The 10,672-nt window shown below is 35.9% G+C and carries 12 protein-coding genes and 2 pseudogenes; all 14 read left to right on the forward strand.

The window, feature by feature from the left end:
* Window positions 1-344: 344 nt before the first annotated feature.
* The coding region (locus FC65_RS12380) for a serine hydrolase domain-containing protein (RefSeq protein WP_235803081.1) at window positions 345-919 on the forward strand (575 nt) is incomplete at its 3' end.
* 54 nt (window positions 920-973) lie between these two features.
* Entirely contained in the window at window positions 974-1,450 is a 477-nt protein-coding gene (locus FC65_RS12385) for a serine hydrolase (RefSeq protein WP_268872473.1), read from the forward strand.
* A gap of 400 nt (window positions 1,451-1,850) precedes the next feature.
* On the forward strand, window positions 1,851-2,666 hold the full coding sequence (locus FC65_RS05635; RefSeq protein ID WP_056971873.1) for a YveK family protein: 816 nt from the start codon (window positions 1,851-1,853) through the stop codon (window positions 2,664-2,666).
* Window position 2,667: 1 nt separating this feature from the next.
* Complete coding sequence (locus tag FC65_RS05640; protein WP_056971874.1) at window positions 2,668-3,423, forward strand: CpsD/CapB family tyrosine-protein kinase; 756 nt, start codon at window positions 2,668-2,670, stop codon at window positions 3,421-3,423.
* Window positions 3,420-4,190 (forward strand): tyrosine-protein phosphatase, encoded by a 771-nt coding sequence (locus tag FC65_RS05645; protein WP_338088170.1) that lies wholly within the window; start codon window positions 3,420-3,422, stop codon window positions 4,188-4,190. Before FC65_RS05640 ends, FC65_RS05645 begins: the two co-directional genes overlap by 4 nt.
* Window positions 4,191-4,214: 24 nt before the next feature.
* Window positions 4,215-5,150, forward strand: coding sequence for an NAD-dependent epimerase/dehydratase family protein (locus FC65_RS05650; RefSeq protein ID WP_056971876.1), 936 nt, complete (start codon window positions 4,215-4,217; stop codon window positions 5,148-5,150).
* A 13-nt stretch (window positions 5,151-5,163) separates the two neighbouring features.
* On the forward strand, window positions 5,164-5,820 hold the full coding sequence (locus tag FC65_RS05655; RefSeq protein ID WP_056971877.1) for a sugar transferase: 657 nt from the start codon (window positions 5,164-5,166) through the stop codon (window positions 5,818-5,820).
* Between the two features lie 26 nt (window positions 5,821-5,846).
* Window positions 5,847-6,074 carry a glycosyltransferase family 2 protein gene (locus tag FC65_RS12890; RefSeq protein WP_420864788.1) on the forward strand — a complete coding sequence of 76 codons (228 nt, stop codon included), beginning with the start codon at window positions 5,847-5,849 and terminating at the stop codon, window positions 6,072-6,074.
* Between the two features lie 64 nt (window positions 6,075-6,138).
* Window positions 6,139-6,312, forward strand: a pseudogene (locus tag FC65_RS11535) (helix-turn-helix domain-containing protein); the annotation flags it as partial.
* Window positions 6,312-6,452, forward strand: a pseudogene (locus FC65_RS11540) (sugar transferase); the annotation flags it as partial. The pseudogenes FC65_RS11535 and FC65_RS11540, both read left to right, overlap by 1 nt.
* Window positions 6,453-6,466: 14 nt before the next feature.
* On the forward strand, window positions 6,467-7,474 hold the full coding sequence (locus FC65_RS05665; RefSeq protein ID WP_056971879.1) for a glycosyltransferase family 4 protein: 1,008 nt from the start codon (window positions 6,467-6,469) through the stop codon (window positions 7,472-7,474).
* Window positions 7,475-7,494: 20 nt separating this feature from the next.
* Window positions 7,495-8,502: a glycosyltransferase family 4 protein gene (locus tag FC65_RS05670; protein WP_162257048.1), complete on the forward strand. Its 1,008-nt coding sequence runs from the start codon at window positions 7,495-7,497 to the stop codon at window positions 8,500-8,502.
* The gene (locus FC65_RS05675) at window positions 8,499-9,515 is read left to right on the forward strand and encodes a glycosyltransferase family 2 protein (RefSeq protein WP_056971881.1); all 1,017 of its coding nucleotides are present in this window, start codon (window positions 8,499-8,501) and stop codon (window positions 9,513-9,515) included. The genes FC65_RS05670 and FC65_RS05675 overlap by 4 nt, the downstream gene beginning before the upstream one ends.
* Window positions 9,508-10,629 (forward strand): hypothetical protein, encoded by a 1,122-nt coding sequence (locus FC65_RS05680; protein ID WP_056971882.1) that lies wholly within the window; start codon window positions 9,508-9,510, stop codon window positions 10,627-10,629. The genes FC65_RS05675 and FC65_RS05680 overlap by 8 nt, the downstream gene beginning before the upstream one ends.
* The last annotated feature ends 43 nt before the right edge of the window (window positions 10,630-10,672 follow it).

A 10,672-nucleotide genomic window follows, 5' to 3' on the forward strand; every position in this document is an offset into this window, starting at 1 on the left:
CCATCAACACTATTTGACAAAGTCCCGGATTAATTTTACAATCTGCCTAATTAGTTTTAATATTTTTAAGTTGATATTATAACTTAATGAATTATCTAATAAGAATTGGTTGATATATAGCTGATACGAATAAATGACGATGTTCGGTAAAGAATATTGCTATTATATAGAAGTGAAAAAAGAACTGTAAAAACTTGACCATTTTTGTTGACATCAATTGTTACAACTTTATGACAAGACTTGAATTCAAGTTGTTGGGTATATACCATATATGTTATAGTGTGATAGATAATGCATATTTTTATGATTTTTTTATGAAGATTGCGGTAATGGTGGAGGTACGCATGAGACATAAAGCAGGACGAATCGTGGCAGTCTTACTGGTTTTGTTGATAATCGTCGGTGGTGGGGCTGTGGCAGCAATTTATCAAAAAAACAGTCTAGCTCACGTTTATTTTCACAAGTTGACTGATAAGACGGAGAAAACAACGCCAGTGGCAACAACGGATAAGACTGCAAGTTCTACCATTGATGAAGCTAAGTTGAAGGCACAGCTGAAACGGCTCCAGTTTGTCGGTAATGTGGCGGTGATTCAGGATGGCAAGTTGGTCTATCAACAGCCATACGGACAAGATCCACAAAAGAATACCAAGACGGCGACGACGGAGTACCAAATCGGAGCGCTACAAAATACGCTGACTGCGGCGGCCGTGATGCAGTTAGTCAAAGATGGCAAGCTGGATCTGACCACACCGGTAAGCAAATATTATCTATTAGATAATGCCGATGCTAGTGTCACGGTAGGCAGCCTTTTGGAAATGACTTCTGGCTTGAGGTTGGATGTTTTACCGGCTAGCGAGTTAAACAAAGACGTGATCGCATGGAATTTAGCGAATACCACTGTGACCACAACAGGTCANCGTTACTTTCTGGCATTATCGCGCAAGCCTCTGGCGTATCCTACCAGAAATTCATTAAGGACACGCTTTTGCAACCAGCTGGGGTCAAACATACAGGCTTTGTCACCAGCGCCGCGGTACAATCTAAGTTAGCCCCATCATTCACTTATGATAAGGCTAGTGACAGTGCTTCAGCGGTCACGCAAGACACACTTTTCCAAACGATGAATGATCAGTTAGGCTCAAAACAGCTCTATACCACAGCTAGCGATATGGCACAGTTGACTCATTACATCACCAGTAGTAGTTTTGTCGGTGAAAAGTACATGCATCAAGGGGCCATCGCCAAAGCGGGGACTGCCTATACTGGACGGTTGACTATTGATGGCAGCCGGTTAGTCAGTCGAGCTGACTTTGCTGGTTACCACAATGCGCTAGCCTTTACCGAGGATGGTAAAACTGGTGTCGTATTGCTAAGTAACTATCAAAAAGATGGCAGCTTAAGTGATACGGCGAAAGCCATTTTGAAACTGGTGCAAAAAAACGACTAATTAATCGCACAAAAGGCACTATTTACGAACGGTTGTCCGGAAATAACGCGACACAGTATGTTACATGGTAATTAATATTCGTTTTGTTACGTGTTTGTCATGAAACTGTTATGTAAACAAACTATAATGACAGTGAATTAAACAATAAGTTTAATCAATGATAGTGCTTATTAGAAAATATAAAACAAAAAGAAACTTGTTCGGTAGGTAGCCGAAACAAATCAAAAATTCAAATTTATGCTCTGCATAAATTATCCCGTCATCTATGTATGATCTGGTCATATTTCTTGTGGGACTTTTTAGCCACAGGGATGGTCACCAACTGTAACATCTAAAATTTATTAGTAGATTTAACTAATGGATTTACCTTAAGAGTGTGTAAATAGGAGGAGCTTTTTAAATGAACGAAACGAGCCATTCAGAGGCAACCCTGAGTATTGAAGATATTCTGTTGACGTTGCGCAAACATTTAAAGATCATTATCGGATCAACGATTATCGTAACGTTATTGGCGTTCGTCGTAACGTTCTTCGTGATGACCCCCAAGTATCAATCAACAACCCAATTATTGGTTAACCGGAAACTAGACGACAATCAACAAACAGCTGTTTTACAGCAAACCCAGGCTGATGTCCAAATGATTAATACTTATAAGGATATCATCACTAGTCCAACGATCTTGAAGGATGTCGCTAAGGATGTGGGTAATGGGCAAACGGTTAGTAAATTAACTGATGAAATTTCGATCAGTAGTCAACAGAATTCACAGGTGTTCTCAGTCGACGTTAAAACGACCGATCCCCAAGAAGCGGCTAAAATCGCTAACGTTACGGCACGGACTTTCCGTGACAAGATCAAGTCGATCATGAGTGTTAATAACGTTTCAGTTGTTTCTAAAGCAACAGTCAATGAATCACCGGTTTCACCGCGGTTGCCGTTGAATATTGCCATCGGTTTCGTGCTTGGTTTATTAGCCGGAATTGGCTTGGCTTTCTTGAATGAAGCCTTGGATAAGACGGTCAAAGACGAAGCCTTCTTGGCTGAAGCTGGCTTGACCAGCTTAGGGATCGTTTCAGAAATTCCCGCTGAAGACATTAAGAAGCGGGCCTTTGCTGGACAACAACACGGTCAACACAAACACCACACACGAGTTGCGGAGGCTACACCGGCCGATTTACCACAGCGCGGTGCAGAATTACGACGGAGGGTGAAATAAGATGGCTTTATTTAAAAAGAAAAAGCAACTGGACTCAAACAGTATGAAGCATGGTGTCGGTTTGATCACCGTCACGAAGCCAACTTCATCCATTGCAGAACAATTTCGGACGATTCGGACTAATATTCAGTTCTCTTCTGCAGATCGGCAACTAAAAACCTTAGTTTTCACCTCTGCTGATCCTTCTGAAGGTAAATCAACGATCACTTCTAACGTGGCCGTAACTTGGGCTGATCAAGGGAATAAAGTCTTGCTGATCGATGCTGATTTGCGCCGGCCAACCGTGGCCCGTTCTTTCGGCGTGTCCAATAGCCATGGTTTGACCACGATTTTGACAGCGAAGCAAGCTAACTTAGGCGAAAGCATCCATGAAACCGAAGTGCCAAATCTATACGTGTTGCCCAGTGGACCGGTACCGCCGAACCCATCAGAGTTACTGAATTCTTCGAAAACGGATCAATTACTGAAAGTCTTAAAAGAACAATTCGATATTATTATTCTGGACGTACCACCAGTTAATACGGTCACCGATGCACAAATTCTAGCAAGTAAGGTTGACGGCGTGATCTTGGTGGTTCCCCAAGGTATCGCTCTTAAAGGGGCTGTTTTACGGGCGCGCGACTTACTCAAAAAGGTGAACGCTAACCTGATCGGTGCCGTACTTAACCGCGTGACAGATGCAGCTTCTGGTGGTTACTACGGTGGGTATTATGGTGGCTACTATGGTGGCTATTACGGAACGGACGATAAGAAATGATCGATCTACATTGTCATATCTTACCGGGATGTGATGATGGGGCGCCTACCATGGCTGATGCCTTAGCAATGGCCCGAGTGGCTGTAGATAATGGTATTAGTCATATTTTGGTGACGCCACACCACATGGACGGCAAATATACCAATCATAAGGCTGATGTGATTCAGCGGACTGCAGAATTTCAAGCAGCGCTGGATGAAGCTAAAATCGATTTAGTTGTCTTCCCAGGTCAAGAAGCGCATATCAATGGTGACTTAATGCAAGCCATTAAAAATGATGACGTGTTGTTCGCTGATGAAACTAATCGCTACTTGATGTTGGAACTGCCCCACGGTGAAGTACCGGAATACACGAGTCAAATGATTTTTGAACTACAAGCGGCCGGAATTACACCAGTAATTGTTCATCCAGAGCGGAATCACGGTATTCAAAAGAAGCACGAGTTGCTCTATGATTTCGTGGCTAGTGGCTGCTTGACGCAAATTACCGCTAGTAGCTACTTAGGCGTTTTTGGTTCCGAGGTCGAAGACTTTACGCAACGGATCATTGATGCCGGCTTAGGCTTTGTTTTCGCCTCTGACGCGCATAACCTGAGAGGCAGAAATTTCCGGATGCAGAAGGCGTTCGCTAAGCTGGAGCAGCATAATGGGGCGGAGATGGTCACTTGGATGCAAGATAACGCAAAAAAGATCATTAATGGCGATGACCTAGAGCCAAGTGAGTACCACCATATTAAAGAGAAAAAGAAGTTTTGGTTGTTTAGATAATAGTTGAATTTGGAGGACAGATAATTGAGTAAAGTTTTAGTGACCGGTGGTGCCGGATTTATTGGGTCAAATTTAGTTGATCAGTTAATACAGGATGGCGATGAGGTCATTATCGTCGATGACTTATCGATGGGCTTAGCCAGTAATATACCTAGCTCACCTAAAGTAACTTTTTATGAACATAGTATTACTGATCATGTCTTTATGAAAGACTTATTACTCAAAGAACAGTTTGACTATATCTATCTATTGGCAGCCATTGCCAGTGTTGCTGACTCAGTTGCGCGACCATATGAAACACATCAGATCAACCAAGAAGCGAATATTTTTATCTTAGAGACTATTCGGCAACATAAGTTACCTATTAAAAAGGTGTTGTTTACTTCATCGGCGGCAGTTTATGGAAATAATCCTGAATTACCTAAACGTGAGGACTCAACAATTGATCCGTTGACACCATATGCAATTGATAAATTTGCAACTGAACGGTTTGTAATTGATTATGGAAAACTATATAATATTCCAACAGTGGCGGTACGGTTCTTCAATGTTTACGGACCACGGCAGAATCCTAAATCACCGTATTCAGGGGTATTATCATTAATTACGCAAGCAGCTAAACATCAATCCGCATTTACAATTTTCGGTGATGGTGAACAAACGCGTGATTTTGTCTTTATTAAAGACGTAATCCAAGCATTATGCCTATTGACGAAGGGTAGCAACATCGTACATCAAGTTTTTAATGTTGGTGCCGGTAAACATACTAGCCTTAATCAAGTAATTCAGGTGTATGAACAAATTATTAATTGGGAGCTACAAATTATTCATAAAGCAGAACGGGTAGGGGATATCAAACATTCATATGCAGATATTACACAATTAAGAAGTTTAGGCTATCAGCCGCATTATGATATTACGACTGGGTTAAAGTTATATTGGGAATCGTTAACGGATTAGGGGGAACCTTATCATGGAAAACCAAATCAGTCATACACAAACAGTAGATGAACATGATTTTGTAGCTAAATTGGATCGACCGTTTCATCACATCTATTTACCATTTAAGCGTTTATTCGATCTAATCTTCGCAACGCTATTGATGATTCCAGCTTCAATTATTATTCTGATTTTTATGATTTTAGTTAAGTTAGAAACACCGGGCAAGTGCTTCTATAGCCAAGAGCGTGTTGGGCTAATGGGCCAATCGTTTAAAGTAACTAAATTACGATCAATGTATAGTGACGCGGAGAAGAAATCTGGTGCAATGTGGGCAAATAAAGAAGACCCACGCGTAACACGGGTCGGTCATTTTATGCGTAAAACTCGAGTGGATGAATTACCACAATTGTGGTCAGTAATTAAAGGGGACATGAGTTTGATTGGTCCACGTCCGGAACGACCAATGTTCACGCAACAGTTTAGCGAAGATATTGATGGTTTTGAACAACGTTTGTTGGTTAAACCAGGTTTGAGCGGTTACGCTCAAGTCCATGGTGGTTACGACGATACACCAGCACAAAAGCTTGCTAATGATATGTACTACATAAAGCATTTTGGGATATTGACTGATGTTGGGATTTTCTTTGAAACGATTCGTGTTGTAGTGACCGGGGATGGAGCTAGGTAATGAATGAGCCTTTAGTTTCTATCATAATGCCAGCACATAATTCGGAGAGGTATATAAAGACTGCTATTGAATCGGTTCAACAACAAATCTATAGTAATTGGGAGCTTATTATCGTTGACGATTGTTCTAGCGATGCTACGCACAAAATCATTTCAAGGTTTATTGATGCGCGAATAAAATTGATAACTTTGTCGGAAAATTTAGGAACATCTTATGCCGCGCGTTTTATAATCAAGTTAGCCAAATACTTTTAGCTAATTGATAAAATAAAAAACACCAAGACAAATCTCTGTTATCATTGATGTTCCTACACAAACAATGAAAGAGGTCATTGTCTTGATGCAAGAACAGAATACCACAGTCAGAAAAAAAGGTCAGCACCTAACTTCGTTTGAACGAGGCAGAATTGCTACGCTGCACAGCCAAGGCTATTCCAATCGTGCAATTGCCAGAGCGCTTAATGTTTGTCATCAAACAATCAATAATGAATTGTGAATGGTGGGTATGATTTGAAACCAAATGAAAAGTGTGAGTTAGACAATTATTATATTGAACACTATTCATTAGGGTTCGATTTTAAGATCGCTTTTGAAACAATTCGTATTATTTTTACTGGCGATGGTGCTAGATAATAAGGAGTCTTAAGTTGAAATTAGTAGTTTTAACAAAACAATTCGGTAATTATACTGGTGCAACCATATCTACGATTGAATTGTTAAAAAGGATAAGTTCAAATTTTGATAGCGTCCTTGTTTTAACCTTAAAAACAGATGGGACAATTATTGATAATGTTAATGTAACAGTGCTTAACGGTTATTTGAAATTAATTAAATCTTTAAAAAAACAGAAAAATGTAATAGGATACTCAGACGATCACCTTGGTTTTCTTTTTTCATTAGCGAATATCAATTATGTGCACACATACCATGGCAATTGGCCTGATGCAAGGAAATTAAGCTTTGATATGTTTATTAAGTCTTTTTATTTTATGCCATTGTATAAGATTACAATACGAGAAGCTTGGAAAGTGATAAGTGTCTCACAGTATATGCAGCAACATTTTGTAAATCTTATAAATAAAAATAATAAAGTTATTTATAATGGTGTCAAACAAAAAGAGATATTTGAAAAAAAATCAGATCAAAATATGAATAATTACTTCATAATGGTAGGTAATATAGATAAGAGAAAATATAGTAGGGCTCTAAAGCTATTTGATGAATTGGAAAAGCAGGGCTATAAGGGAACTATTGATATTTATGGTGCAGAACTTGACCAACTGCTAGTTAAGAAACTGGATGAGTACAAATTTGTTAATGTAAAAGGAATAGAAAATTCTATTAACTATGGTAAATATAATGGATTGATTTGTACGTCAGCCAGCGAAAATTTACCAGTTTCAATTATCGAAGCAATTATTAATCGTATTCCGGTTATTTCATCTAATGTTGGGGGTATTCCAGAGGTCGTTAATTATGAAAGTGGTATTTTATTAGACGTTAATGACGTAAACTCCTTTGCTACAACAATAATTAATTATGAAGAGAAGAAAATCTCTAGACAATTTGCTGATAAAGTTAAAGCTACATTTAATTGGGATCAGTCTTCTGATTTATATATGCAAGTTTTTAAAAAGATTGGAAAAAACAAATGAGAATAATTATAGCAGGCCCCATGCCTGATGAAAGAAAAAGTGGTGGAGTTGCAGTATTTGATAAAAATTTGGCTTTACAATTAGCCAACGATAAGAATAATGAAGTATTAATTGCAATTAACAAGCCAAAACTTATTAATAAAAAGGATGAATATCCGCAAAATGTTTCATTTACAAAGGTACAAAATGTTTTGCGACTAAAAAGTTTTAATGCCGATGTAATAATTAGTTGTCTATGGTACTCTTTATTTTTTTGTCAAGGATTTGAGAGAACAACAAAGATTCATACACTTCATGCATTTCCGGATTTTGTTTCTTATAAAATTTGGAAATTTAATGTAATGCATTTAATTGATAGAATATTAAGGCGAAAATTTGACTATATCGTCGCTAATTCTAAATTTACGAAGTATTTGTATGAATTTTTCTTCAATATTGATATTGATGGACTTTATACTATCGGTTTGGATGCTAATGCAATATCATTCCTAAAAGTAATGAATGATAAACCAAATAAAAGAAAACAAGAAATTCTATATGTGGGTCGTCTTGTAAAGGCTAAACACGTAGATAAAGCTTTAGAAGCTGCCACACTTTTATCTTTAAACGAATATACTCACTTTAATGTTTGGGGATACGGAAATGAAGAGACTAACTTAAGAAAAAAATATAGTGATAATCAGAAATTCATTTTTCATGGTGCTATAAATCATGCTGATGTTTATAAAGAATACCAGAAAAATAAAGTTTTTATCTCTCTTAACCCAGCGGAACCATTTGGAATTACTTATGAAGAAGCAATTGCTAATGGTTTATATGTAGTAGCTTCAGACACGGGTGGTGGTGTTGACTTTCTTAAACATTATCCAGATAGATGTTCTTTAGTGGACGTTAATGATGTTGACTCTATCACTAAAGGATTAAAGTTAGGATTAGAGTCAAATTTAAGACCGTTAACAGATCAAGAGTTAGATGAACTAAGTTATTCCAACACAGCAGACCAAATATTTAGGGTGACAAAGAAATGATATTGAGTGTAATTATACCGACCTATAACTCTCAAGATACTATTATTCGTGCTATTAATTCATGTGTAGCATATATAGACGACATAGAAATAGTGATTGTTGATGATGGATCTAAAGATTTAACTACAAAACTTATAGAAAACAAATATAGTCATTTTATAGAAAATGGTAAAATTCAATTAATTAATGCAAATCATGGCGGAGCAGGGAATGCACGTAACCTTGGAATAGAAAATTCAAAGGGAGAATGGATAATTTTTTTAGATTCAGATGATGAGTTTTTAAGTTTAAGGACAGTTTTAATTGATCTAAATGCATTTCGCCAATATTCATTTGATGTTCTTAATTATTCAATAAATTATAAGAAGAAATATGGGCAACGTTCTTATTCTATTATTAATGGTAAGGCACTAACATGGGATAATTTAGGCTTGAATAATGAATCATTAAAATTATGGGATTCGGGACCTGCATATAAGGCCTTCAGAAGAGAATTTTTGATACAGCATAATATTAGATTTCCGCTAAATATCAAAGTTGGAGAAGATTTAGTTTTTAATCAAAAATGTCTTCAAGAGGATCCTGATATAATTGTTAAGTATGGTGATATTTATAGAGTAATTGAGAATAAAAATTCTATTACCCATAAAATAATTAATCAGAATATTCTCGAAGATGGAGTTAAATTAGTGCAAGCTGTTGAAAAGTTGAACATTAAAAATGAACTAATGAATGAATTTATAGCTAAGAATTTCATTTCTATATTAGTTAGATTTCTTAAAAGCGTTAATTCTATAGATGATATAATTTTCTCGCTAAAACAGTATAAAAAGAATTTTAAAGTAGAAAAGGCATTTCTAACATTTTATGGTTTAAAACAGAATTTAAATGTACCAATTATTTTGGTTAGTTGGATAATTTGGAAGCAACCACATATGGCGAGAGTATTATTCCCCCCAATGAAAAAAGTAAAGTATTTAATTATAACTATTAGAGGTAAAAAATATGAATAATGGATTGCAAAGGAATAGTAATTATTACTATGTGGTTGTGGTGGTACTGGCTAGCCTATCAGTATTGAATACATATAGTAACTCTCATGGATTGTATTTTGGTAAGATAACTCTCATAATTGGTGTTTTATTTTTCCTTCTTGCAATAATTAACTTATTTTTAAAAGGCATCAATTCAAAGGATATAATTTTTCTGGGAGTCATTCTCTCTGTTTGGACCATAACTAAGTTTAATAAATTCTTTTCTGTTCCAATTTTAGTGGCTTTAGCTTTTATTAATTATACTCCTTGGCAAGTTATTAAGGGCTATTATTTGGCAAACATGATTTGTTTAGTTATTACTTCTATCTTATCGTTACTAGGCCTATCGCCTATAATAAATGTGGTCGACGGAGTAATATCATTCGGATTTGCTAATGAAAATACTTTAGGATTATTTACATTATTAATTTCGTTGTTTTATACTTTGGAAATTTTTGTTTTGAAAAGGGAAACTAGATATTTTTATTGGAAGATAATTTTTATAGTTTTTTTTGTTCTATTAAATAATTTTGTAACTGGAGATAGAACTGTAATACTAGTATTTTTAGTGTTTATCTTTTTTATTGGAATATTCAAATTAAAAAACAAATTTCTTATCTTTATACTAAAATTTTTTGGTACTGCATGCCCAATATTTCTAACATACATTTCATACCTTTTTTCAAAGAATTATGATAGTAGTAATTTTTATTATTCACTAAATAATCTTTTGTCCAATCGTATGTATATGTGGAACTGGTACTACCATAAGATTCCAATTTCTTGGTATCCCAGTTATTTAAAAATAGATCAATTTGACTTTTGGGGTACTATTGATGGAAGTTACGCCTATTTGATATTTCAATCGGGCTTAGTTACTACCTTAATTGTTTGTTTATTATTAGTTTATTGCAATATTTTACTTTTAAAGAATAATAAAAATTATATTTTTTGTTTATTAATTGCACTAGAAATTGGTGCATTTTCTGAGGATATATTACAATTTCCAGCAATTGTGCTAGTAATGACTTTTGCTGTTTTAACTCTTTATCCAAAATGGATTAAAGATAGTAAAAATGAAAAAATTTTTTAAGTTGAAAATACTAACTTGAGAGTATAAAATAGTTTGTGTAAAT

This window comes from Ligilactobacillus acidipiscis DSM 15836, from assembly GCF_001435755.1.
GTDB lineage: Bacteria > Bacillota > Bacilli > Lactobacillales > Lactobacillaceae > Ligilactobacillus > Ligilactobacillus acidipiscis.

What these genes read in the sequence shown, in the direction of transcription:
- FC65_RS05675 (WP_056971881.1), top strand. Translation starts at nt 8,499, where the DNA reads ATGATATTGAGTGTAATTATACCGACCTATAACTCTCAAGATACTATT.
- FC65_RS05640 (WP_056971874.1), top strand. Translation starts at nt 2,668, where the DNA reads ATGGCTTTATTTAAAAAGAAAAAGCAACTGGACTCAAACAGTATGAAG.
- FC65_RS12890 (WP_420864788.1), top strand. Translation starts at nt 5,847, where the DNA reads ATGCCAGCACATAATTCGGAGAGGTATATAAAGACTGCTATTGAATCG.
- FC65_RS05680 (WP_056971882.1), top strand. Translation starts at nt 9,508, where the DNA reads ATGAATAATGGATTGCAAAGGAATAGTAATTATTACTATGTGGTTGTG.
- FC65_RS05645 (WP_338088170.1), top strand. Translation starts at nt 3,420, where the DNA reads ATGATCGATCTACATTGTCATATCTTACCGGGATGTGATGATGGGGCG.
- FC65_RS05655 (WP_056971877.1), top strand. Translation starts at nt 5,164, where the DNA reads ATGGAAAACCAAATCAGTCATACACAAACAGTAGATGAACATGATTTT.
- FC65_RS05635 (WP_056971873.1), top strand. Translation starts at nt 1,851, where the DNA reads ATGAACGAAACGAGCCATTCAGAGGCAACCCTGAGTATTGAAGATATT.
- FC65_RS05670 (WP_162257048.1), top strand. Translation starts at nt 7,495, where the DNA reads ATGCCTGATGAAAGAAAAAGTGGTGGAGTTGCAGTATTTGATAAAAAT.